Annotated in this window: 26 protein-coding genes and 4 tRNA genes; 13 read left to right on the forward strand and 17 right to left on the reverse strand. The window is 68.1% G+C overall.

Annotated features, from left to right (window positions below; genetic code table 11):
* Positions 1-56: 56 nt before the first annotated feature.
* Positions 57-839: a Coq4 family protein gene (locus ACKY0X_RS13025; protein WP_409426370.1), complete on the forward strand. Its 783-nt coding sequence runs from the start codon at positions 57-59 to the stop codon at positions 837-839.
* Between the two features lie 10 nt (positions 840-849).
* On the opposite strand, the gene ACKY0X_RS13030 is transcribed toward ACKY0X_RS13025, so the two are convergent.
* The 8 genes from ACKY0X_RS13030 to ACKY0X_RS13065 form a co-directional block, all read right to left on the reverse strand.
* Positions 850-1,863, reverse strand: a complete 1,014-nt coding sequence (locus tag ACKY0X_RS13030; protein WP_409426371.1) for an alcohol dehydrogenase catalytic domain-containing protein — start codon at positions 1,861-1,863, stop codon at positions 850-852.
* Positions 1,864-1,924: 61 nt separating this feature from the next.
* Positions 1,925-2,974 carry an NUDIX hydrolase gene (locus tag ACKY0X_RS13035; protein WP_409426372.1) on the reverse strand — a complete coding sequence of 350 codons (1,050 nt, stop codon included), beginning with the start codon at positions 2,972-2,974 and terminating at the stop codon, positions 1,925-1,927.
* Positions 2,974-4,098, reverse strand: a complete 1,125-nt coding sequence (locus ACKY0X_RS13040; protein ID WP_409426373.1) for a glycosyltransferase family 4 protein — start codon at positions 4,096-4,098, stop codon at positions 2,974-2,976. Before ACKY0X_RS13040 ends, ACKY0X_RS13035 begins: the two co-directional genes overlap by 1 nt.
* A complete protein-coding gene (locus ACKY0X_RS13045) occupies positions 4,098-5,042 on the reverse strand; it encodes a phosphatidylinositol mannoside acyltransferase (RefSeq protein ID WP_409426374.1) in 945 nt (314 codons plus the stop codon). Before ACKY0X_RS13045 ends, ACKY0X_RS13040 begins: the two co-directional genes overlap by 1 nt.
* Positions 5,039-5,722, reverse strand: a complete 684-nt coding sequence (gene pgsA / locus ACKY0X_RS13050) for a phosphatidylinositol phosphate synthase (RefSeq protein ID WP_409426375.1) — start codon at positions 5,720-5,722, stop codon at positions 5,039-5,041. The genes ACKY0X_RS13045 and pgsA overlap by 4 nt, the downstream gene beginning before the upstream one ends.
* Complete coding sequence (locus ACKY0X_RS13055) at positions 5,722-6,291, reverse strand: HIT family protein (RefSeq protein WP_409426376.1); 570 nt, start codon at positions 6,289-6,291, stop codon at positions 5,722-5,724. Before ACKY0X_RS13055 ends, pgsA begins: the two co-directional genes overlap by 1 nt.
* Positions 6,288-8,366 carry a threonine--tRNA ligase gene (gene thrS, locus ACKY0X_RS13060; RefSeq protein WP_409426377.1) on the reverse strand — a complete coding sequence of 693 codons (2,079 nt, stop codon included), beginning with the start codon at positions 8,364-8,366 and terminating at the stop codon, positions 6,288-6,290. Before thrS ends, ACKY0X_RS13055 begins: the two co-directional genes overlap by 4 nt.
* Positions 8,367-8,458: 92 nt before the next feature.
* The gene (locus ACKY0X_RS13065) at positions 8,459-9,076 is read right to left on the reverse strand and encodes a PaaI family thioesterase (RefSeq protein ID WP_409426378.1); all 618 of its coding nucleotides are present in this window, start codon (positions 9,074-9,076) and stop codon (positions 8,459-8,461) included.
* A gap of 64 nt (positions 9,077-9,140) precedes the next feature.
* Between ACKY0X_RS13065 and ACKY0X_RS13070 the strand changes: the two genes are divergently transcribed.
* A complete protein-coding gene (locus ACKY0X_RS13070; RefSeq protein ID WP_409426379.1) occupies positions 9,141-9,644 on the forward strand; it encodes a DUF1990 domain-containing protein in 504 nt (167 codons plus the stop codon).
* Positions 9,645-9,654: 10 nt separating this feature from the next.
* On the opposite strand, the gene ACKY0X_RS13075 is transcribed toward ACKY0X_RS13070, so the two are convergent.
* From ACKY0X_RS13075 to fdxA, 5 genes are all read right to left on the reverse strand, one after another.
* Positions 9,655-10,545, reverse strand: coding sequence for an NAD(P)H-dependent flavin oxidoreductase (locus tag ACKY0X_RS13075; protein WP_409429621.1), 891 nt, complete (start codon positions 10,543-10,545; stop codon positions 9,655-9,657).
* A 65-nt stretch (positions 10,546-10,610) separates the two neighbouring features.
* On the reverse strand, positions 10,611-10,949 hold the full coding sequence (locus ACKY0X_RS13080; RefSeq protein ID WP_065039147.1) for a cupin domain-containing protein: 339 nt from the start codon (positions 10,947-10,949) through the stop codon (positions 10,611-10,613).
* 29 nt (positions 10,950-10,978) lie between these two features.
* Positions 10,979-11,404, reverse strand: coding sequence for a hypothetical protein (locus tag ACKY0X_RS13085; protein ID WP_409426380.1), 426 nt, complete (start codon positions 11,402-11,404; stop codon positions 10,979-10,981).
* Entirely contained in the window at positions 11,401-12,135 is a 735-nt protein-coding gene (locus ACKY0X_RS13090; protein ID WP_409426381.1) for a helix-turn-helix transcriptional regulator, read from the reverse strand. The genes ACKY0X_RS13085 and ACKY0X_RS13090 overlap by 4 nt, the downstream gene beginning before the upstream one ends.
* On the reverse strand, positions 12,132-12,476 hold the full coding sequence (gene fdxA / locus ACKY0X_RS13095; RefSeq protein WP_024441594.1) for a ferredoxin: 345 nt from the start codon (positions 12,474-12,476) through the stop codon (positions 12,132-12,134). Before fdxA ends, ACKY0X_RS13090 begins: the two co-directional genes overlap by 4 nt.
* 232 nt (positions 12,477-12,708) lie before the next feature.
* Between fdxA and ACKY0X_RS13100 the strand changes: the two genes are divergently transcribed.
* Complete coding sequence (locus tag ACKY0X_RS13100; RefSeq protein ID WP_409426382.1) at positions 12,709-13,515, forward strand: enoyl-CoA hydratase/isomerase family protein; 807 nt, start codon at positions 12,709-12,711, stop codon at positions 13,513-13,515.
* 20 nt (positions 13,516-13,535) lie between these two features.
* Here the strand turns inward: ACKY0X_RS13100 and ACKY0X_RS13105 are convergent, their stop codons facing one another.
* Positions 13,536-15,203 carry an acyl-CoA synthetase gene (locus ACKY0X_RS13105; protein ID WP_409426383.1) on the reverse strand — a complete coding sequence of 556 codons (1,668 nt, stop codon included), beginning with the start codon at positions 15,201-15,203 and terminating at the stop codon, positions 13,536-13,538.
* A gap of 112 nt (positions 15,204-15,315) precedes the next feature.
* Here ACKY0X_RS13105 and ACKY0X_RS13110 point away from each other — a divergent pair, with 112 nt between their 5' ends.
* The 4 genes from ACKY0X_RS13110 (at position 15,316) to ACKY0X_RS13125 (ending at position 18,570) form a co-directional block, all read left to right on the forward strand.
* Positions 15,316-15,972 (forward strand): DedA family protein, encoded by a 657-nt coding sequence (locus ACKY0X_RS13110; protein ID WP_409426384.1) that lies wholly within the window; start codon positions 15,316-15,318, stop codon positions 15,970-15,972.
* Between the two features lie 107 nt (positions 15,973-16,079).
* Positions 16,080-16,700, forward strand: coding sequence for a hypothetical protein (locus ACKY0X_RS13115; protein WP_409426385.1), 621 nt, complete (start codon positions 16,080-16,082; stop codon positions 16,698-16,700).
* 98 nt (positions 16,701-16,798) lie between these two features.
* Positions 16,799-17,566 carry an esterase gene (locus tag ACKY0X_RS13120; protein WP_409426386.1) on the forward strand — a complete coding sequence of 256 codons (768 nt, stop codon included), beginning with the start codon at positions 16,799-16,801 and terminating at the stop codon, positions 17,564-17,566.
* A gap of 122 nt (positions 17,567-17,688) precedes the next feature.
* The gene (locus tag ACKY0X_RS13125; RefSeq protein WP_409426387.1) at positions 17,689-18,570 is read left to right on the forward strand and encodes a metal-dependent hydrolase; all 882 of its coding nucleotides are present in this window, start codon (positions 17,689-17,691) and stop codon (positions 18,568-18,570) included.
* Positions 18,571-18,588: 18 nt separating this feature from the next.
* On the opposite strand, the gene ACKY0X_RS13130 is transcribed toward ACKY0X_RS13125, so the two are convergent.
* The 3 genes from ACKY0X_RS13130 to ACKY0X_RS13140 all read right to left on the reverse strand — a co-directional run bounded on the left by ACKY0X_RS13130 (position 18,589) and on the right by ACKY0X_RS13140 (position 19,854).
* Complete coding sequence (locus ACKY0X_RS13130) at positions 18,589-18,999, reverse strand: hypothetical protein (protein WP_409426388.1); 411 nt, start codon at positions 18,997-18,999, stop codon at positions 18,589-18,591.
* Between the two features lie 39 nt (positions 19,000-19,038).
* Entirely contained in the window at positions 19,039-19,191 is a 153-nt protein-coding gene (locus ACKY0X_RS13135; protein ID WP_409426389.1) for a LuxR C-terminal-related transcriptional regulator, read from the reverse strand.
* Between the two features lie 591 nt (positions 19,192-19,782).
* A tRNA-Val gene (locus ACKY0X_RS13140) sits at positions 19,783-19,854 on the reverse strand.
* 158 nt (positions 19,855-20,012) lie between these two features.
* Between ACKY0X_RS13140 and ACKY0X_RS13145 the strand changes: the two genes are divergently transcribed.
* The 6 genes from ACKY0X_RS13145 to ACKY0X_RS13170 all read left to right on the forward strand — a co-directional run bounded on the left by ACKY0X_RS13145 (position 20,013) and on the right by ACKY0X_RS13170 (position 22,601).
* A tRNA-Gly gene (locus ACKY0X_RS13145) sits at positions 20,013-20,085 on the forward strand.
* Between the two features lie 30 nt (positions 20,086-20,115).
* Positions 20,116-20,186, forward strand: a tRNA-Cys gene (locus ACKY0X_RS13150).
* A gap of 17 nt (positions 20,187-20,203) precedes the next feature.
* Positions 20,204-20,278, forward strand: a tRNA-Val gene (locus tag ACKY0X_RS13155).
* 314 nt (positions 20,279-20,592) lie between these two features.
* The gene (locus ACKY0X_RS13160) at positions 20,593-21,180 is read left to right on the forward strand and encodes a hypothetical protein (protein ID WP_409426390.1); all 588 of its coding nucleotides are present in this window, start codon (positions 20,593-20,595) and stop codon (positions 21,178-21,180) included.
* A gap of 40 nt (positions 21,181-21,220) precedes the next feature.
* On the forward strand, positions 21,221-21,967 hold the full coding sequence (locus tag ACKY0X_RS13165) for a Clp protease N-terminal domain-containing protein (RefSeq protein WP_409426391.1): 747 nt from the start codon (positions 21,221-21,223) through the stop codon (positions 21,965-21,967).
* A 97-nt stretch (positions 21,968-22,064) separates the two neighbouring features.
* Positions 22,065-22,601 (forward strand): hypothetical protein, encoded by a 537-nt coding sequence (locus ACKY0X_RS13170; RefSeq protein WP_064891277.1) that lies wholly within the window; start codon positions 22,065-22,067, stop codon positions 22,599-22,601.
* Positions 22,602-22,621 lie beyond the last annotated feature (20 nt).

Below are 22,621 nucleotides of genomic sequence, written 5' to 3' on the forward strand. Positions count from 1 at the left end.
TTCAAATGTCTATTATTGGATCACCCGATGAGGGCATCGAATGAAAGGATCGTCGCATGGTGACAACGTCAAACGGCGTACCCGAACACCGAGACTGGCAGGCCGTGCTCGGTTCCTGGCGATTGCTGGCCAATCCGGGCAAGAACGGGTCATCCGCCTTCGACCTGATCGTGGGCCTGGCGGCGCCGATCCTGGCCCGCAGCTACTACCAGTTGCGCGCCCACCCCAACGGCCAGCGGCTGTTCGCCGAGAAGCCGGATCTGCTGGCGTTGCTCGGCGACGACGATTATCTGGCCGCGCTGCCCGTCGGGTCCCTGGGCCACGCCTACCGGTCGTTTCTACACACCAACCGCCTGGATGCCGGCGTGTTCGACGTGGACACCGTGATCCGGCCGATCGCCGAGCGCCGCGGCTGGGACGAGGACTTCTTCTACATGATGCGGCGCGGCACCGCGCTGCACGACATATTCCACACCCTCGGCGGCTACGGTCCCGACATGGGCGGGGAGTTCGGCAACCTCGGCTTCCACTGCGGCCAGATGGAGCCGTCCGGCGCCCTGAAAACACTGAGCCTCGGGCTGCTGGGCACCATCATCCCGGCTTCACCGCCCCGCAAGCTGCGCTACTTTCGGGAGGCGGTGCGCCGGGGGCAACGCGCGGACAACCTGATGGCTGCGCCCTACGAGCAGCTGCTGGACAAGCCATTGGGCGAGGTACGGGCGTTGCTGGGGGTGGCACCGACCCGGACAGCCCATCCTGACGGGCATATGTTCGTGGCGTGGACGCCGCCGGGGATCACTCCGCCGACCCGCTGGGATTACGACGCCGACGTTGCCTGACCGCGATAACTCACATGGTCAAGACCATGCGGTAACGCGCCCGCCCCTGCTCCATGGCGGCGTAGGCCTCGGCGGCCTGGGCCAGCGGACGCTCCTCGACACGGGCCCGAACCCCGGACAGCACCGCGAATGCCATGGTCTCTTCGACATCGCGGGCGGTGCCCGAGGGGTGGCCGATGACGCTGAGCCCGGGGGTGATCAGCTGCACGGGGGCAATCGGCAGCGGCTCGCCGGTGACCCCGATGATCACCAGTTCCCCGCGCGGCGCCAGCCCGCCAAGGGTCTCGGCCATCGCTCGCGAATTGGCCGCGGTGGCCAGCACCACCGACGCACCGCCCAGCGCCGCCATCGCCGCAGCGACGTCGCCGGCGGTCGAGTCGATGTAGTGGTGGGCACCCAGCGCGAGCGCGTCGGCTTCCTTGGCGGCTCCACGTGCGATCGCGATCGTCTCGAAGCCCATCGCCCGGGCGAACTGCACGCCCAGGTGCCCCAGACCGCCCAGGCCGAGCACCGCGACCCGGTCCCCCGCTCGCGCCCGGGTAGACCGCAGCGCGTGGTAGGTGGTGACTCCGGCGCAGCCCATGGGCGCGGCTTCGACGAAGGACAGCTCGTCGGGGATTCGGGCCAATGCATTGGCCGGAACCGTCACCGATTCGGCGTAGCCGCCCGGATAGTGCCAGCTGGGCACCGAGGCGTTGACGCAGTGAATGAAATCGCCTTTGCGGCAAGGAATGCAGTGGTTGCAGTGTCCCCCGAACCAGCCGACCGCGACCCGCTCACCGAGCTGCCAATCCGTCACGCCCGACCCCAGTTCGGCGATCGTGCCGGCGATCTCGTGGCCCAGGGTCAGCGGCCAGGTCATGGCGGGAAAGCCACCGCTGACGAACGCGTGGTCGGTGCCGCAGACCCCGCAGGCGGCGACGGCGATACGAACCTGGCCGGGACCCGGTTGCGAAGTATCGACATCGACCAGAGTCAGCGGCGCATCGACGGCGGCTACGTGAACAGCACGATGTGTCGGCATGACGACTCCCTGGGTAGCGAGGATGATTCGCCCGAGGCGTGTTCAGCCTAAGCCGCGCAGGTCAGGAAATCCGGCGAAGGCCGGCATCAACTCCGGCACCGCCGTCGGCCGAGCGAGCCGCCTCGGCCAGACGATCGCCCAGTTGTAGCGGGTAGACCTTCTGACCGCCGGCGGCCAGCGCCGCGATCTCTGCGGCATCGCACCAGCGATGACCGTGCAGGTAGCGCTGCTCCAGCCCAGTCCGGCCAACCCCGGATGGCTCGAACCGCGCAGTGCGGTAGGCGAAGAAGAACTCCTGGCTGTCGAGGCGCTCACCGTTGAACTCGAACACCGCGTCGCGGCGCCAGATCGGTCCGACCAGCTCACCGGGTTCGACCCGCAGACCAGTCTCCTCGGCCAGTTCGCGGGCCGCCGCCTTGGCGAGCGGCTCATCGGGCAACACCTGCCCGCCGACGGTGAACCACCACCGTGGTGCGGGGTTGGCCGCATCGTCGGGCAGAGCCGGGTCGTGACCGCACAGCAACAGCACCGATCCGCCCTCGTCGAGCAGCACCACCCGCGCCGAGATGCGTGGTTCCAGCACGCTGCGACCGCCGTGGCCGACCATGCCGGCCCGCTCTACGATCTCGAAATACGTTGGCATCGGCGCTGTTCCGCCGAGGTGCAGAACTCGGACCAACGGACGTTCACGCAGTGCCACGGTGTCACGGACCGCGTCGTTGTGGAACCGGCGGGCCAACAGCACTCGCGCTTCGGCGTCTGCCAACTCGGCGACCAATACATGCGGCAGCGACTGGGCGTCGACCATCGCCAGCTCGGCCGACAGCGCGTTCTCGGCAGCCTCTCGTGCGTAGCGCGGTGCCCGCTCGGCGACGTCGGCCACGGCAGCCAGTCGCCGACCGGCCACCTGGTCCCCGTAGGCGTCGATCGCGACGGCCCGGGCCACCACCGCGCGGCGCGCCAGCGCCCCGTCCAACGCCTGCCAGGACAGGTCGCAGCGCACATGCAGCCGGTTGAGCCGGTTGGCGGTCTGGTATGCCCAGGCCACCGCGGCGGCCAGTACCGCCACCGCGACCAGCACCAGTAGGGTCGCCACGATGGTCAGCTCCATCAGTCGCCCACCGTCACCTTGCTGCCGACCCCGGCGACCGTCTCGTAGACGCGGATGATCTGGTCGGCGACCACCGGCCAGTCGAAGCGGCGCACCGCCTCGGCCCCGGCCGCCACATACGACGCCCGCAGCGCATCATCGTCGAGCACTTCGATCAGGGCCGCGGCCAGTGCCGCGGAGTCGTCGACCGGAACCAGCCGGCCCGCTTCCCCGTCGCCCAGCACCCGGCGAAAGGCGTCCAGATCGCTGGCGACCACCGCGGTTCCGGCGGCCATCGCCTCGGCCAGCACGATCCCGAAGCTCTCCCCGCCGGTGTTGGGAGCGCAGTACACATCGGCGCCGCGCAGGGCCGAGGCCTTCTCGGCGTCGTCGACCTGACCCAGGAAGTGCAGGTGGCTTGCCAATTTCCCTGCGCTGCGGCGCAATTCGTCCTCATCGCCTCGCCCGACGATCAACACCTGCACGTCGGCGTGCCGCTCGACCAGCGTCGGCAGTGCCCCCAGCAGCACCGCCATCCCCTTGCGGGGTTCGTCGTAGCGGCCCAGGAACAGCACCGTGCGCCCGGCTCGCGGATAACCCGGCAGGGGCTGCGCCGTGGCGAACGCAGCCACGTCCACCCCGTTGGGAATCTCCACTGCGTCAGAGCCCAGGGCCTCCATCTGCCAACGCCGGGCCAGGTCGGAAACCGCGATGCGGCCGATGATCTTCTCGTGCATCGGCCGCAGCAGGCCCTGCACCACACTCAGGGTCAGCGATTTGGTCGTCGAGGTGTGAAACGTCGCCACGATGGGGCCCTCGGCCACGTTCAGCGCCAGCATCGACAGGCTGGGGGCGTTCGGCTCGTGCAAATGCAGCACATCGAAGTCGCCCTTGGCCAACCACTTCTTGACTTTGCGGTGCGCCGCGGGGCTGAACTGGAGTCGGGCCACCGAGCCGTTGTAGGGGATCGCGACGGCCTTGCCGGCCGACACCACGTAGTCGGGCAACACGACATCCGGCGACGCCGGTGCCAGCACGCTGACGTGATGCCCGCGCCCGCGCAGCACCTCCGCCAGCTGCAACACATGAGCCTGCACCCCGCCCGGTACATCGAACGAGTAGGGGCAGACCATGCCGATGCGCATCAGGTCTCCCCCAAGCGCGCCCGTCGCGATTCGGGAAGGTCGGCGATCCACTGCGGCTGCATCATGTGCCAGTCCTGCGGGTACGCCGCGATCCCCGCGGCGAACTTGTCGGCCAGCGCCTGGGTGATCAGGCCGACATCCCCGCTGCTGCAGTCCAGCGGGGCTTGGATGTCGATGCCCCAGCCCGCGCCGTCGAACCAGCAGTGCACCGGTAGCAGCGGTGCGCCGGTCTCGATCGCAAGTCTCGCCGCACCGGCCGGCAGCCGCGTGACGTCACCGAAGAAGTCGACCGCCACCCCACCACGGGTCAGGTCGCGGTCGGCCATCAGACACACCAGGCCGTTACCGGACAGTCGCTCGGCGAGGACCTCGAACGGCGGCCGGGCGCCACCGGACAACGGCAGCACCTCGAATCCCAGGCTCTCCCGGAACGCGAGGAACCGGCGATAGAGCGATTCGGGTTTGAGGCGCTCGGCGACCGTGGTGAACCCGCCGTGGGTCTGGGCCAGCCATACCCCGGCCATGTCCCAATTGCCGCTGTGCGGCAATGCCAGCACCGCCCCGCGGCCGGCCGCCAGCGCCGCGGTGACGTGGTCGCGGCCCCGCACCGTTTCATGCAGCTGCGCCGCCAGCGCCGCGTGGTCCATGGTGGGCAGGCGAAACGCCTCGCGCCAGTACCGGGCATAGGACGCCAGCGAGGCCCGCATCAGCTCCGCCGGCACTTCCGGTGGCGCCACCCCGACGACGCGGGCCAGGTTCCTGCGCAGCTGCTCGGGTCCCCCGCCGCGCGAGGCGAACAGGGCGCCCGCGTCGAACGCGTTGCGGGCGACGAATTCCGGCATCGCACGCACCAGCATCCAGCCCGCCGCGAATCCGGCGTCGGTGGCCCAGGCGTCCAGCTGACTGAGCCCGGGAACTCGCAGACCGCTCGGGATGAATGTCACGGTCCTGTGGATTCCTCACCGTCGGAGCCGTCGGAGCCGTCGGACATCTGCGGCAACGGCTCCACCGCACCCGGCGAAGTCCGCACCGTGTGCAGCCGCTGGGCGCAGGTGATCAGACTGGCCACCGCCAGTAGCCACATCGCCACCGGCAACGCCCACGGCAGCGGGAAGACCGGCAGGCCGGACAGTCCGGCGCCCACCAAGACGATGATCAGCCGTTCGGGCCGTTCGATGTAGCCGCCGTCGCCGCGCAGTCCGCTGGCCTCCGCGCGGGCCTTGATATAGGAGATCACCTGCGAGGTGACCAGGCAGATCAGGGTGGCCACCACCAGCGGCGGGTCGTCCAGACCGAACGCCGCCCACCAGGCCAGCCCGCAGAACACCGCGCCGTCACTGATCCGGTCGCAGGTCGCATCCAGGACGGCGCCGAACGCGCTGCCGCCGCCGCTCTGCCGGGCCATCGCACCATCGACCATGTCGAAATGCACGAAGAACCAGACGATCAGGGTGCCGGCGAACAGCTGACCCGTCGGGAACAGTGTGAGCGCCGCCAGCACCGCGCCGGCAGTGCCGATCATCGTGACGATGTCGGCGGTGAGTCCGGCGCGTAACAGCACGCGCGCCACCGGCGTGGTGATGCCGGCGAACGTCGCCCGCGACAGGAACGGCAGTCTGCTCATTACTGTTTGGCCCACTCGTCGGCGAGCAGCCGGCGGGTGTCGCGCAGCAGCTGCGGGATCACTTTGGAGCCGCCGACGATCGTGATGAAGTTCGCGTCACCGCCCCAGCGCGGCACCACATGCACGTGCAGGTGCTCGGCCAGCGACCCGCCCGCCGACTCGCCGAGGTTCATCCCGACATTGAATCCGTGCGGGCGTGACACGGCCTTGATGACGCGGATCGCCTTCTGGATGAACGCCATCAGCTCGCTGCCCTCGTCGTCGGTGAGGTCTTCGAACTCCGAGAACCGCCGGTAGGGCACCACCATCAGATGGCCCGGGTTGTACGGGTAGAGGTTGAGCACCGCATAGACGTGCTCACCGCGCGCCACCACCAGCCCGTCCTCATCGGAGAGCGTGGGGATATCGGTGAACGGCTGGGTGGATCGTGCCGAGCCCGAATCGGCACGCTTCAGCGGTGCCTCGGCCAGATAGGTCATCCGATACGGCGTCCACAGGCGCTCCAGCCGGTCGGGATCACCGGCGCCGGTGTCGACGATCGCCTCCTCGCCGGCCTGGTCGCTGCTCACTGCGCCTCACTCGCTTCGGGACCCGACTCAAGGCCCGCCTTGACCGTCTCGGCGGTCGGCACGGTGTTGGCACGTGCGGCGATCCAGCCGGCGATGGCCGCCACCGCCTCGTCGCGCGGTACCCCGTTGATCTGCGTGCGATCGGCGAACCGGAAGCTGACCGCGCCCGCTTCGACGTCGCGGTCGCCGGCCAGCAGCATGAAGGGCACCTTTTGGTTGGTGTGGTTGACGATCTTCTTGGGCATCCGGTCGTCGCTGGCGTCGACCTCGACCCGGACCCCGGCGCTGCGCAGTTGCGCGGCAACATCTTCCAGGTATCCCACGTGCTGGTCGGCGACCGGGATGCCGACCACCTGGACCGGCGCCAGCCAGGCCGGGAAGGCACCGGCGTAGTGCTCGGTCAGCACACCGAAGAATCGCTCGATCGAACCGAACAGTGCCCGGTGGATGAGCACGGGTCGCTGGCGGGTCCCGTCAGAAGCGGTGTACTCCAGCTCGAAGCGGTCGGGCATGTTGAAGTCGAGCTGGATGGTCGACATCTGCCAGCTGCGGCCTAGCGCGTCCTTGACCTGCACCGAGATCTTCGGTCCGTAGAAGGCGGCACCGCCCGGGTCGGGCACCAGGGTCAGCCCGGACTCCTCGGCGACCTCGCGCAGCGTGTCGGTCGCCTCCTCCCACACCTCGTCGGAGCCGACGTACTTCTCCGGGTCCTTAGTGGACAGCTCCAGAAAGTAGTCGTCCAAACCGTAGTCGGCGAGCAGGTCCAGCACGAAGCGCAGCAACGAGGTCAGCTCGTCCCGCATGCTTTCGCGGGTGCAGTAGATGTGCGCGTCGTCCTGAGTCATCCCGCGCACCCGGGTCAGCCCGTGCACCACGCCGGAACGCTCGTAGCGGTAGACGCTGCCGAACTCGAAGAGCCGCAACGGAAGTTCCCGGTAGGAGCGCCCACGCGACCGGAAGATCAGGTGGTGCATCGGGCAGTTCATCGGCTTGAGGTAGTAGTCCTGGCCCGGCTTACGCAGCGCGCCGTCCTCGGCGAACTCCGCGTCGATGTGCATGGCCGGGTACATGCCCTCGCGGTACCACTCGAGGTGTCCGGAGGTCTCGTAGAGTTCGGACTTGGTGATGTGCGGGGTGTTGACGAACTGGTAGCCGGCCTCGATGTGCTTGCGCCGCGAGTACTCCTCCAGCTCCCGGCGGATGATTCCACCCTTGGGATGGAAAACCGGTAGCCCCGAACCGATTTCGTCGGGGAAGCTGAACAGGTCCAGCTCGACCCCGAGCTTGCGGTGATCGCGGCGCAGTGCCTCCTCGATCAGTTCCAGGTGACTGTCCAGCGCCTCCTGCGATTCCCATGCGGTGCCGTAGACGCGCTGCAGGCTGGCGTTGTTCTGGTCACCGCGCCAGTAGGCGGCCGAGGACCGGGTGAGCTTGAAGGCCGGAATGAACCGGGTGGTCGGGATGTGCGGGCCACGGCACAGATCACCCCAAACCCGTTCCCGGGTACGCGGGTTCAGGTTGTCGTAGGCGGTGAGTTCGTCGCCGCCGACTTCCATGATGTCGCTGTCGCCAGACTTGTCGTCGACCAGCTCGAGTTTGTAGGGTTCGCCGGCCAGCTCGGCGCGAGCGGCGTCCTTGGACTCGTAGACGCGCCGGGAGAACAGCTGCCCGTCCTTGATGATGGCGCGCATCCGCTTCTCCAGCTTGGCCAGGTCCTCGGGGGTGAACGCCTCGGGCACGTCGAAGTCGTAGTAGAAGCCGTCGGTGATCGGCGGGCCGATACCGAGTTTGGCGGCCGGAAACAGGTCCTGCACCGCCTGGGCCAGCACGTGGGCGCACGAGTGCCGGATCACGCTGCGGCCATCGTCGGTGTCGGCGGCCACCGGGGTCACTTCGGCGTCGACCTCGGGAGTCCAGCTCAAGTCGCGCAGTCGGCCCTCGGCGTCGCGCACCACCACAATGGCGTTCGGGGCTCCCCGGTCGGGCAGGCCCGCCGCGCGCACCGCCGCGGCCGCGGTTGTCCCGGCAGCCACCCGGATCGGGCTTGCCGGGGCGGGGATGGCGGGCGCGGTCATGACGTGGTCTCCAAGGGGGTGCTAGGGGCTAGAAACGTCCGCGACCATGCTATCGGGGCACTGGTGGCCAGCCGTTCGCGAGTACACCAGCCTCATGGTTGGCCGGGTTTGAGCACCACGAACAAGGCCTCTCCGTCGGTCAGTACGGTGTCGCCGTCGCACAGCCTGGTCTCGACGTAGATCTTGCGGCCCTCCGTCCGGCTGACCCACGCCTCGACCTGCAGCTCCTTGTCGATCGGGACGATCTGGCGATAGTTGAGGTGCAGGTAGGCGGTGCGCTGATAGGGCCCCCCGGTGAGCATCCAGGACGCAGTCCCCAGCACTGAGTCGAACAGCAGCCCGATCGCCCCGCCGTGCGCCGCGCCGTTGCGGCCCAGGTGGAATCTGCGGAATCTGGCCCAGCCGCGCAGTCGCCCGTCATCGTGCTTCTTGAGCTTCATCGGCACCGGCAGCAGGTTGCCGCGCATCGGCAGGTCCAGCCGGCGCCCCGACGGTGACGACCATTCGTCGGTGTCGTAGGGAGCCAGCAGGTCGCAGACCTCCTGCAGCGCGTCGGCGGCCCGAGTGATCACCTCGGCGGGAGCGTCGACGGCGCGGGCGTGGTCCTGCAGCTCGCGCATGGTCTCCAGGAACCGGCCGTAGTCCGGCCCGCCCCTTTCGGTCGGTTCGGGCGGATTGAAACCGCCGCCGGCGTGTGGTGGGGCATTCACCCCCTTATTTAACGTTCCTGCGATTGCGGTGTCGGCGGCACGCCCGCGATGGCAAGGTTGGGTCGTGGACTTGAGCACGCTGCGTGGGTTGCCGCTCACCTACGCCGAAGTGGGCGCTACCGCCGCAACGCTGCCCGCCGGGTATCACCACCTCGACCTGAGCGCGCCGATCGGTAGGGGGCGCCGGCGTTTTGAGCAGGCCGGCGACGCGGTGCTGCGCTGGGGCATGTTGCGCGGCGCTGGGCTGGGTGTGCGGGTGCACGCCGACAGCGACATCGCCACGGTGGACGCGGTGGCGCGAGTACGACTGGGCGTGCTGAGCGCGCCGTGCCGGGTGGTCTATGTCGTGAACGAGCCCGACCGGCGCGGCTTCGCCTATGGCACGCTGGCCGGGCATCCCGAATCCGGTGAGGAGCTGTTCTCGGTGCGCTATGACCCGGCCGATGAGACGGTGTACGCGCAAGTGCGGGCGTTCTCCCGGCCCGCCAGCTGGTGGATCAGGGCGGCCGGTCCGATTGGGCGGTTGGCGCAGCGCACGATCGCCAAACGCTATCTGCGGGCGGTGTGACGCCCGCAGGTCAGCTCCAGCGCGCCAGCAGGCGCTGCGCCCCGGTGCACAACTCGTCGAGGACCACGGCCGCTGGGCGACTGTCGGTGAGCTTGCCCACGCCCTGACCCGCATCGACCGGGGCAATTCGCTGATCGTCGGCGGCGATCCCGGCGGCCAGTTCCGCGCCCGCCTCCCGGTCGCCGGCCAGGTCATCCTCTCGGCCGATCCAGCGGCCGGTGAACTCGTTGCGCAGCACTCGTGACGGGAACCGCGCCGGCCAGTCCAGCCGCTGCCCCACGTCGAAGACGCGGGTGGTGATCGTGTCGGTGCCGGCGGCCGCGATCAGGGCGCGGCGGGCAGCCTCGCCGGTCAGGGCCTCGGGGCACGCCGAGAAGACCGTCCCCAGCCACGCCCCCGCCGCACCGGCAGCCAATACGGCGGCCAGGCTGCGCGGCCCGGAGATCCCGCCCGCGGCCAGCACCGGCACCTCGACGGTGTCCAGGACCGCATCAAGCAGCGGCAGGGTGGCCAGCCGGATCTCCCCGTGGCCGCCGCCCTCGGCACCGCGCGCCACCAGCACGTCCAGCCCGGCGTCTTGGGCACGTCGGGCACTGTCGGCGTCATAGACCTGAGTGACAGCCAGGATCCCGGCCGCGTGGGCGCGCTGCACCCAGGACAGATCGGCTCCGAAGCTGACCGAGAGCAGCATCGGGCGGGCAGCCAACGCGGCATCCAGCAGGTCCGGCTGATCGCGGATCACCCAGTCCACCAAACCGATCCCGAACCGCGATGCGGCTCCGAGCGCCGCCAACTCGGTCGCCAGCGTCGCCGCCGTGGCGGTACTGCCCATCCCGATCATGCCCAGCCCGCCCGCCGCGCTGACAGCGGCGGCCAACCGGCCACCGGCCACCCCGCCCATCGGGGCATTGAGGATGGGCAACCGCAGACCGGCCCCTTGCGACCAGGGTGTGTGCAGCGGCACGCTCAGTGCGAGGCGCTCTTGGCGACGGTCAGCAGCACCACGGAGTCTTCCAGCGACTCCAGCGCGTGGCGGGTGCGCGGCAGCGTGACGAGGTCGCCGGCTGCCCCCTCCCAGCTGTCGTCGCCGGCCGTCAGCCGCACCCGGCCGCGCAGCACCTGCAGGGTCGACTCCCCCGGGCTGTCATGCTCGGCCAGCGACTGGCCGGCCTGCAGCGCGACCAGGGTCTGGCGCAGGTGATGCACCGAACCGCCGTAGACGGTGTGGGCCGCCCGACCGCTGTGATGCTGGGTGGCCTCGGCGAGCTTCTCGTCGGCCAGCACATTCAGCGAAGTCGATTCCATCGGTACTCCTTCTCACTCGGTGGGACGGTTCAGCGAGACAACAGCAGGATGCCCAACGGCACCAGCGCGGCGACCTTGATCAGTTCCAGTGCGACATAGGCGTAGTGCGCCCGCGAGCGGGGCGCCTCCAGTCCAGACAGCACCTGGTCAGCGCGTCGCCCCAGGGCCGGACGCACCGCGAGCACCTGAGCCGCCAGCATCGCCACGGCGACCGCGTAGCTGACAGCGATGCCGACCGTCGGCCGCTCGATCGCGAAGGTGACGGCGATAACGGCGGCCAGCAGGAATTCGGCGGAGTTGAGGGCCCGAAAGACCAACCGGCCGATACCGAGGCAGATCGGGATGGTCGCGTTGGGCGCCCGGAACTTCAGCGGCGCCTCCATGAACGAAATCGCGGTCACCATTCCCAGCCAGACGAATGTCGCAGCGATCGCAACGGAGGCGCCGGCACTCACCCGGTGGTTCCTTCCGCACGTACGGCGGTGGGGCGCGAGGCGTGGACCGGGACTCCGTTGAGGGTCGGTGTTTTCAGGTGCGCCACACACAGATCGGGCTTAGCGAAGGGGTCGAGTCGGTCGACGGTCATCGGCGAGTCCCAGGCCTCCAGCGCTCCCTGCATCAGCCCCAGGTGGATCGGGCAGACCACTTGGGTGGAGGTTTCGGCGAGCTCCAGGAACGGGCAGTGCCGCAGCCCGAGTTGCTCGTCTCCGGTGGCATCGCGTTCCAGGCGTTCGGGTTCGAAGCCCAGCTCGTCGAGCATCTCGAGCAGATGGTCGGTGGATTCCTGGGCGTCGACGGGCCCGGAGGGTTGGTGCAGCGGCCGCAGCCGAAGACCCCACGCCCGGCCGGCGGCCAGTGCTTTGCCGCTGGGGTCGGCGTCGGCGGCCAAACCGATGGTGAGGATCTCGGCGAGCAGCCGGAACCGGCGGGTTCCGCCACGGTCCATCTGCCGGATCGCCCGAAACATCAGCGCAGGCCGCCCCCGTCCCTTGTGGTCGGGTTCGGTGTGCTCGACGCGGCCTTCTTCAACCAGGGTGTCCAGGTGAAAGCGCACCGTATTGGGGTGCACCCCCAACTCGTCGGCGATCTGCGCGATGCTCAGCGGTTCGTCGGCGGCCTGTACCAGCCGAAGAACGTCGAGGCGACGTCCTCCAGGTGGCACAGGCGGCTTGGCGATGTCGCTCACTCCCCCTGGGGTGGGTAACTGGCTACCAGCGGGGTGTCGATGCCGAGGGGACCGATCTTGGCGGCGCCGCCGGGTGAGCCGAGTGCCTCGTCGCGTCCGGGCAGCGCCTCGGTGAAGAACTCCGCGTTGTCGGCCAGGTGCGGTTGGAGCTCGTCCGGGAGGTCATCTTCGTAGTAGATGGCCTCGACCGGGCACACCGGCTCGCAGGCTCCGCAGTCCACACACTCATCCGGGTGGATGTAAAGGGCTCGTCCGCCTTCGTAGATGCAGTCAACCGGGCACTCCTCCACGCAGGCCCGGTCCATCACGTCAACGCACGGCTTCCCGATCACATATGCCATGGGCAGAGAGTTTACACAAGGGATTTTGTAGAAACTAGAAAGGCAAACCTAAATCTGGGAGGCCGAATGCGGCACCTTGGCGCGCCCCCACAGCGCTCGCACCACCGGCCCTAGAACCATTGCGCTCGTTGCGGATTCACGCCGATAGGAACTTGGCGACGTGACGGTTCCCCGAGCGCGACAGCGCGAGGCCGCAGCGCCGCGGCGCGGGGCGGTCGAGTAGAAACGAACGATGACTGACGCCCCCCGCTACCGCGCCTCCTCTGACTTCCCCAGCCTTCGGTTCGAGCCCGGCGACAACGGCGTGCTGGAGCTGGTGCTCGACGCGCCCGGACTGAACTCGGTGGGCCCGCAGATGCACCGCGATCTCGCCGACGTGTGGCCGGCTCTCGACCGCGACGACGACGTGCGAGCGGTGTTGGTGCGCGGTGAGGGCAAGGCCTTCTCCGCGGGCGGCAGCTTTGAGCTGATCGAGAAGATCGTCGGTGATCACGCCGGACGGATGCAGGTGCTGCGCGAGGCCCGCGATCTGGTGCTGAACATGGTCAACTTCTCCAAGCCGGTGATCTCGGCGATCAACGGGCCTGCCGTCGGCGCAGGCCTGGTGGTGGCGCTGCTCTCCGACATCTCGGTGGCCGGGCGCACCGCTCGGTTGATCGACGGCCACACCAAGCTCGGGGTTGCCGCCGGAGATCACGCGGCGATCTGCTGGCCGCTGCTGGTGGGAATGGCCAAGGCCAAGTACTACCTGCTGACCTGCGAGACGCTGCACGGCGAGGAAGCCGAGCGGATCGGTCTGGTCTCCAAGTGCGTCGACGACGACGAAGTGCTGGCCACCGCGACCCGCATCGCCGACGACCTGGCGCACGGCGCCCAAGACGCGATCCGCTTCACCAAGCACAGCCTCAACTATTGGTATCGGCAGTTCGCGCCGGCCTTCGAGACCGCGTTGGGGCTGGAGTTTCTCGGGTTTTCCGGTCCCGACGTGCTTGAGGGCCTGGCCGCGATCCGGGAGAAGCGCAAGCCGCAGTTCGGCTGAGCGGCCGCCGCTCAGACCCCTCAGACTCGGTGCGCGGCGAGCGCCTGTTCTTTGGCCCAGCGGTAGTCGGCCTTGCCCGAAGGCGAGCGCTGCACCTGGGCGCAGAACACCACGTCTTTGGGCAGCTTGTAGCGCGCGATGTAGTTGGCAGCCTCGGTGACGATGTCCGCTGCCCCGGCGTCGGCGCCCTGCGCCAACTGGACCACCGCGACGACCTCGTTGCCCCATCGCTGGCTGGGCCGGCCCACCACCACGACGTCATAGACGGCGGGATGACGGGCGATCGCGGCTTCGACCTCCTCGGCGAAGATCTTCTCGCCGCCGGAATTGATCGTCACCGAGTCTCGGCCCAGCAGCTCGATGCCGCCGTCGACATCCCAACGAGCCCGGTCACCGGGGACCGAATGCCGGATGCCCTCGATGACCGGGAAGGTCCGGGCCGATTTCTCCGGGTCGCCGAGGTAGCCCAGCGGCACATATCCCTGCTGCGCCAGCCAGCCGATCTCGTCGTCGCCGGGCTGCAGAATGCGGGTCATGTCCGCACTGACCACGACAGCGCCCGGGTTCGGGGTGAAGCGGCCGGTGGAGGCCTGAGCCCGACTGGTGGTCTGTCCCATCTGCGCGCCGGTCTCCGATGAGCCGCCGGCATCGAGGATCGACAGCTGCGGGAGCAGATCCAAGATCCGTTGCTTGATCGGCACGGTGAGCGGCGCACCACCGCTGGCCAGCACGAACAGTCCTGACAGCGCATCTGCAAGCGTGGCGCCGCCGGCCTCCAGTGCGTCGGCCAGCGGGCGTGCGAAGGCATCGCCGACGATCGAGAGCGAGACGGCCCGCTCTTTGGCCGCCAGTTCCCAGGTCCCGACCGGGTCGAAGTGATCGGTGGTCGCCGACATCACGAACGGCCGCCCGCCGAGCAGCGTGATGAAGGCGGCCCACTGGGCTGCGCCGTGCATCAACGGCGCCACGGTCATGGAACCGGCGGCCGCCGCCGTCCGGGCGCGTTCGACGATCTCCTCCAATGTGGTGGGCACGGCGCCGGTGCCGAACTGACGGCCGCCCATGGCGCCAACGAAGATGTCGTGCTGGCGCCACAGCACACCCTTGGGCATGCCGGTGGTGCCGCCGGTGTAGAGCAGGTACAGGTCATCCGGGGACAACGCCAGGCCCAAGGGTTCGGCGGAGGTGGTGGCCAGCAGCTCCTCATAGCGGACCGCACCGGGCAGCGGCGCGTGGCCGGAGTCGTCGTCGACGTGGATCAGCGGCATCTTGGGCAGCCGGTCACCGGCCTGCCGCAGCGCTTCGGCCAGCGTGGGGGCATACCGGGCGTGGTACATGATCGCCTCTACAGAGGCGTTGGTCAGCAGGTAGACCAGTTCGTCGGCGACGTAGCGGTAGTTGACGTTGAACGGCGCGACCCGGGCGTTGTAGGCGCCGAGCATGCCCTCCAGATATTCGTTGCCATTGGCCAGGTACAGCGCGAGGTGGCTCTGCCCGGATTCGTCGGGGGCCAGCTCGGAACGCTCGCGGCGCGCGCCCAGGCCGCGCTCGTGCAGTGCGCGCGCCAGCCGCTGGGACCGGTCCTCGATCTGCTGATAGCTGAATCGGCGGTCGCCGAAGACGATGCAGTCCCGGTCGCCAATGGCCGCCGCCACTGCCGAGAACACTTGGGCGAGGTTGAATTCCACTGCCGCTCCTCGATTCGATCGCAACGCCTGGGCAACGCTACTTGGTGAGCATGGGCCGGCCGCCGACGGTCGTGACGGGCTTTCCTGGGCAACGTCAGGCATGCTTGGCCGCATGTCGGTGGATGTCCTGCTGTATTCGATCCCGCCCGTCCTGGTTTACCTGCTCGTCGGCGCGGTTATCGGGATAGAGAGCCTGGGCGTCCCGTTGCCGGGCGAGCTCATGCTGGTCGGCGCCGCACTGTTGTCATCGCGGCACGAGTTGGGGGTCGACCCGGTCGGCGTTGCGGTGGCGGCGGTGATCGGCGCGGTGATCGGTGACTCGATCGGCTACTCGATCGGCCGGCGATTCGGTATGCCGCTCTTCGACCGCCTGGGCCGTCGATTCCCGAATCACTTCGGCCCCGGCCACGTCGCCTTCGCCGAACGGTCTTTCGGCCGTTGGGGCGCCAGCGCGGTGTTCTTCGGTCGATTCGTGGCACTGCTGCGAATCCTGGCCGGCCCGCTGGCCGGGGCCTTGAAGATGCGTTACCCGCACTTTCTGATCGCGAACGTGACCGGCGCGATTTTCTGGGCCGGTGGGACCACTGCCCTGGTGTATTACGCCGGCGTCGCGGCCGAACACTGGCTGTCGCGGTTCTCCTGGGTGGCGCTGCTGATCGCGCTGCTCGGCGGGCTGATCGCCACCCTCGCGCTGAAGGGCCGGGTCGGCGCCCAGATCGCGGAGCTGGACGCCCAACATCGAGCCCAGCGGGACCCCGTCGCCGAATAGCCAGCGAATTGGGGGCGAATAAGGGTTGTCCCGGCACCGAAGCGAGAGCATGGTGGAAGGGACCGGCGGCGCCGCCGGGGCGTCGCCCCGATCACCCGGAGGCCCCTATGTTTGCGCGCGCAACCACCATTCACGCCCATCCTTCCTTTCTCGATGAGGGGATCACCCACGTCCGCGGCGTGGTGATGCCGGCCCTGGCCGATATGGACGGCTGTGCGGGGATGTCCATGCTGGTCGACCGCGACGCCGGCCGGTGCATCGTCACCTCGTCCTGGCTGGATGAGGACACCTTGCGAGCAAGCGAGGCCGGCGCTCAGCAGATGTGCGACCGTGCCGCGGAGATCTTCCACGCCACTGCCGAGATCACCCGCTGGGAGATCGCCGCGGCGCGCCGTGATCACCGGTCTCGGCGGCACGCGGGTGTACGCGTCACCTGGCTGCGGACCGACCCGGCGGGCTGCGAGCGGATGATCGACACCTACAAGCTGGCGTTGATGCCCGAATTGGAGGATCTCCACGGATTCTGCAGCACCACTTTGCTGGTGGATCGGCATTCCGGACGCGCGGTCTCGTCGGTCAGCTTCGACGACCGAGCGGCACTGGTGGCCAGTCGCAGCAGCGAGCAGGCGATCTGGGCCCGGGCCGTCAACGACGCCGGCGCAGAAGTGCTCGAAGTCGCGGAATTCGATTTGGCGATCGCTCATCTGAACGTGCCCGAGATGGCCTGAACACCGCTGGCCGTAGTTGACGAAGCCGCACGTCAGGTGGGCTTCGGGGTTAATCTTTGCTCGCGGCGCGTTGCCGCCTTTGCTAGGAGGTCTCACCCATGCGGGCTTTCAGCGTGGCCGGGGTCGCGACGGTTGCGGTCACGTTCGGCGGCGTGGCCGTGGCTGCAGCGGCCCCGAAGGATTACTGCGCCGAGCTCCGCGGGGGCAGTACCGGCCGCACGTGTGAGATCCAGGTCTCCGACCCTGGGTATGTCGTCGACATCAGCATGCCGCTGAACTACCCCGACCAGAAGGCGGTCGCCGAGTACATCGCCGCGACCCGCGACGCATTCTTGAACTCGGCCAAGTCCGGCGCGCCGCACAGCACACCGTACGAGTTGCGCATCAAGCCAACCGAATACAGCTCGTCGATCCCCCCGCGCGGCACGCAAGCGGTGGTGTTCACGGTGGACCAGAATCTCGGCGGGGCGCAGCAACAGACGACGTACAAGGCGTTCAACTGGGACCAGACTTACCGCAAGGCGATCACCTACTCGGCGGCGCCGGACGACAAAGAACACGCGCCGTTGTGGCAGGTGGACGATCCGCTGAAGACCGTCGCCCCGATCGTCCAAACTGAGCTGCAGCAACAACTTGCTCCGCCGCCCGCACCACCAGGACAGTCGACCACGGCCACGTCCACCACGGCACCACCACCGTTACCGTTCGCGCAAGCCGCGCTATACGACCCCGCCAACTATCAGAACTTCGCCGTCGCCAACGACGGGGTGATCTTCTTTTTCGACCAGGGCGTCTTGTTGCCCGCCTCGGCCGGGGGGTTACACGTGCTGGTGCCCCGGTCTGCGATCGACCCGATGATCGCCTAACGCCTACGCGGGGCGACGGGACCATTAAACGAATCGCCTCAGGTTTACATCTCCACCACCGTCGCCAAGGCCGGGACAAACTCGCCGCGCCCGAGCGCCCGGTGCTAGCTACGCTCGGCCCCATGACACGCCAACGGCGACCGCGCTCGGGCCCGAGTTATCCACGGACTCGGCGGATCCGTTTCCGTTTCGACGACGACTTCGACAACACCGATGGCTACGGCAAGTATTTCGCCGACGACGACATGGTGCTCAGCCACTTCCTGGCCGGATTGTCCGGTGGTTTTCCGGCGGGCGAGGAATCCTTCATTCGCTCGGTGCGCCGCTTTGCCGATCGCGTTACCGACCCGGTGCTGAAGAAGCAGGTCGCGGGGTTCATCGGTCAGGAGTCCACCCATGGCCAGGAGCACCGCCGGCTCAACGCCGTCCTCGCCGACAAGGGTTATCCGATCCGCTGGCAGGATTCAGATGCCGTGCACCGCTGGCGAATTCGCGCCGAGGAACGGACCCCGGCCATGGTGCACCTGGCCCAGACCGCGGCACTGGAGCACTACACCGCGGTCCTGGCCGAGCGCATCCTGTCCAACGCCGAGATTCAGGCCATTCCGGGGACGCCTGAGGTGTGGAATCTGCTGAATTGGCATGCGGTGGAGGAACTTGAGCACAAGTCGGTGGCCTTTGACCTCTATCGCGCCGTCGGCGGTTCCGAGGCGGTCCGGATCATGGCCATGGCGGTGGTGATCGCCGCCACCGTTCCGCTCATCGCCCTTGGGCTGGTCGTCTCGCTGGCCCGCGACCCTGCGGCACGGCGGCAACCGCGGCGGGCGTTACGGGGAATCGCCGCGCTGTACCGCGGGCCTTTCTTCCGCGGATTTCTGCGCGACGCGGCGGTCTACCTACGCCCCGGATTTCACCCTGACGATGTGGATACCGTTGCCTTGCTTGATCATTGGCGCTCACGCTTGTTCGGCACCGACGGCACCCTCAACGACCATCTGCGCTGACCACCATTGCGCCAGCGCTCATCCGTAGTAGGCGAAGCTACACGTGGGGTGAGCTTCGGTTTTGAACGCCGCCAGCATGCCGTCCATGGTGATGGTGCAGCTGAGCGCCGCATCCCCGCCGTCGGCGGTCACCGAAGTCTCGACCTCGTCGTAGACCGGGTAACTCTTCTCCCACGGCAGCGTCACGTTCGACTCGGTCTGCTGCGGGCCACCGTTGATCCGATAGCTGATATTGACCGGCCCGTCGGCAGACCCGAGGACCGTCATGGTCGCCGTGCCGACCGGAGACCCGGCCGGGGCCCGTTTGACCTGCGCGGCCGAAAACCCCGCCTGAGCGGTCACCGGCGAGCCGGCCGCGACCGCGGCGCACAAACCGAGAACCGTGGCGGCGACACGCACGGACCGCAGAATTCCAGTCGGCATGGTCATCGTGGCAGCCTACGTCGGGGCCCGAGCTGGATGTGGCGATCACGTCACATCATTGGCCTCAAGCGCAGCGGCCAGTCTGACCCGGGTGTGGACGCCGAGTTTGCGGTACACACTCGACAGCGTGCTCTCGATGGTCTTCTCGGCCAGAAACAGTTCGACGGCGAGCATTGAGAGCCGCTGGTGGTGCGCCATCGTGCGCTCTAAGGGCCCATCCGAACACGTGTGGCGATCGCAGGGTTGCGAACGGTCAACCACTGCGCCAAGTCGGCGAGATTAGATTGAGCGACACCGACCGTGACACGAAGCCAGCAACGCTGGCGATCTCGCACTGAGGCGCTCGACGGCCGCACAGAACGCCGCGGCGACGGCCCGTTCGTCGATGTCCGGCTCTGCCGGGGTGGCACGTCTCGCGCCCGGTCCAGCGCAACGCGCTGGGCGCCGGGCAGTCCCCCCAGCATCGCTTGGTCGATCCCGTTGAGCAGGTCAGCGACCGCAGCGAAGGCAGAATCGACTTCCGCTGCAGACCCATGCGCCGACAGCACCAAGAATCCTTGAGAGCCAGCCACGTCCGTGGCACTGATCATCAACGTGACCTTGCCGATGCCGGCTTCGCCCTCGATCACCAATGCCGCGGGCCCCGGCCGAGCACGGGCTAGCAAATCCGACCCCGCCCGCTCCTCCGTGCGGGGCGCCGCCGTTGACACGGCCTCATCCTCGCACCGCCGGCCACTCGGGCTGGCTCCAAAAACGAGAAAAGCCACCTGTTTCCAGGTGGCTCTCTTGTGGTCCCGGCTGGGATCGAACCAGCGACCTTCCGCGTGTGAGGCGGACGCTCTCCCCCTGAGCTACGAGACCGGATGAACGAGGACGAACACTAGCACGCCGGACCCGCTAAGTATCAATGCGCAGGCCGGTTTTCAGGCGAATCGCCGTGCTGACATGCGGAGTTGTGCTGTCTCACATCTCTCCGCTAATGTTCTGCAGGCACCGGGCGACGATCTCGCCCGAGGCACGCGGATGTAGCGCAGTTGGTAGCGCATCACCTTGCCAAGGTGAGGGTCGCGGGTTCGAATCCCGTCATCCGCTCGAGGGTGTCAAGTGGCATCAACCCCTTGCGGTGGAGTGGCCGAGTGGTGAGGCAACGGCCTGCAAAGCCGTGCACACGGGTTCGATTCCCGTCTCCACCTCCGTCCCAAGGCTCTAAGCGCGGTTAGCTCAGCGGGAGAGCGCTTCCCTGACACGGAAGAGGTCGCTGGTTCAATCCCAGTACCGCGCACCAGACTCGACATTGCGAAAACCCCTGCCGCCGCCCCGTGACGACAGGGGTTTTTCCGTCTCTGAGTATTAGGCCTTGGCCGCCTGGAGCACCGCGCCGACGCGGCCGCGACTGATCAGACCCCCGAGCCCCGCCTCGACCCCACTGCCCCCGAGCGCGCCTTCGGCACGAGCACCAAGCAGCTATGACGAAGATCACACTCCATAGATCCGCACCTGCGGAGATCGAGCCCGAATCCCGGGTCGGGCCGAGGTCATCAGCCGGTAAGCAGCACAATCATTAACAATGCAGGAGGGGGAATTACGAAAGGTGGCCCCATGAATCGACCCATCGTCACCCTGTCGGTGTTCGCCTTGACTGTCGCCATGTCAGCGGCCTGTTCGAGCCATACCGACTCGACGAGCGCGCCGCCCCCGGCCGACACCTCCGACGGAGCGAGCCCGGCCACCCCGAAACCCGCCGGGCACACCGGCGACACCCTGAACCTCACCCGAGCCGACGGCAGCACCGTCACCGTCACCTTGGACGAGGTGATCAACCCCGCGACCGTCACGCCTGGCCCCGGCGACCCGGGCACTACCTACATCGCGACGCGGTTCACGATCGCGAACCCGGGAACCGCAACCATGAACGGCGACATCAACACCAACGTCTGGGCGTTCGGCTCGGACGGGCAGCGCTATGCGCCGAATCTCAAAAATGTCCGCGAGTGCACGAACTTCGACTCCGGCATGTTCCACATCGCCCCCGGCGAGTCCGCAACCGGCTGCGTGGCGTTCGCCCTGCCTGCCGATGTCAGCCCGGCGAAAGTCAGGTACGCCCCGTCGTCTGGGTTCGCCGACGGCTTCGGGGAATGGCTGTTTCCCTCCCCCAGTCGCGCCACACCGCCCCCCAGCGTCAACTAACGGTTGACGTACCCCATGTCGTCAACCTAAGGTTGACGACATGCCTGATCCCACCCCGCTCACACAGTCCGTCCGCCTTGACGACCTGATCAACGCCATCACCGGCGTGCACGACAACCCCCTAGAACAGTTGACCGATGCCGTGCTGGCCGCCGAACACCTCGGTGAGGTCGCCGACCATCTGATCGGACACTTCGTCGACCAGGCGCGCCGATCGGGAGCGTCGTGGACCGAGATCGGCAAGTGCATGGGCGTCACCAAGCAGGCGGCGCAGAAGAAGTTCGTTCCGCGCCCTGAGGCCGCCACGCTCGATCCCGAACAGGGCTTCGCCCGCTTCACCCCGCGGGCGCGCAGTGCCGTGGTGGCAGCCCAGAACGCCGCGCACCGGGCACGCAACGCCGAGATCACCCCCGATCATCTGGTCCTGGGCCTGCTGCACGATCCCGACGCGCTGGCCACCGCGCTGCTCACCGCGCAACAGGTCGACCCGGAAGCCGTTGCTGCCGCCGTCGCCCTTGAGCCCGGCGACGCCGAGCCGCCCGCCCTGATCCCGTTCAACGGCCCGGCGCGCAAAGCGCTGGAGTTGACCTTCCGCACCGCACTTCGCCTCGGCCACAACTACATCGGCACCGAGCACCTGCTGCTGGCATTGCTGGAAGCCGAGGAGGGCAGCGGCCCCCTGCATCGCGCGGGAGTCGACCGGGAGCGGGCCGAAACCGATCTGGCTCGCGCGCTCGAGGTGATCACCGAGAAGCTGGGTTCCCCCGGTTCGGAAACCACGAACTGACCGCCGAAACCAGCCAACTGCGGACGTGGCGGGCCAAGGCTGCTGCACCCGCGATGCCGATGTGCCATCATGCCCAGAAGCAAACGAAGAGGACATGATGCATCGCTGGATTCTGGCCCTGGTCACTTCCGTCGTCACCGCGTTGGCAGCCCTGGTAGCGCCGGCCGCCGGAAACGCCACGCCGACCACCACCCCCGAAGCGCCGATCGGTCGCCTCGGCGACACGCTGCGCATCTCCTACCACGATGAGGCCTTCGGTCCGATCGTCGCCGATGTCACGGTGCACGACGTGGTGCCCAGTGAGATCCCCCCGGGCTGGGGCGCCAACGGCACGCCCCGCTGGCGCAACCAGGGTGGTCCGTGGCGAGCGAATGTAACCGTCCACCCGATCTCGGTACCCAACCCCTACATCATGGCGGCCTCGGTCACCTTCGACGGTGTCACACCCGGCGGCGACGCCTACGTGTCCAAGCACACCGACGACCCGACCACGCTGGACGCGGTGCTCACCAACGCTCCCGCGGGCTCCACCGTCGACGGTGGCGTCTACTGGGATGTCTACCGCGGCTTGGTCACCCACGTGGTGATGCTGTCGCGCAACACCGGCCTGCGCCTGGCGCAGTGGAATCTGTGAGCTAACGCGCGTCGAGCCTC

Origin of the sequence: Mycobacterium sp. SMC-11, assembly GCF_046250095.1 — a bacterium.
Classification (GTDB): Bacteria; Actinomycetota; Actinomycetes; order Mycobacteriales; family Mycobacteriaceae; genus Mycobacterium; species Mycobacterium heraklionense_A.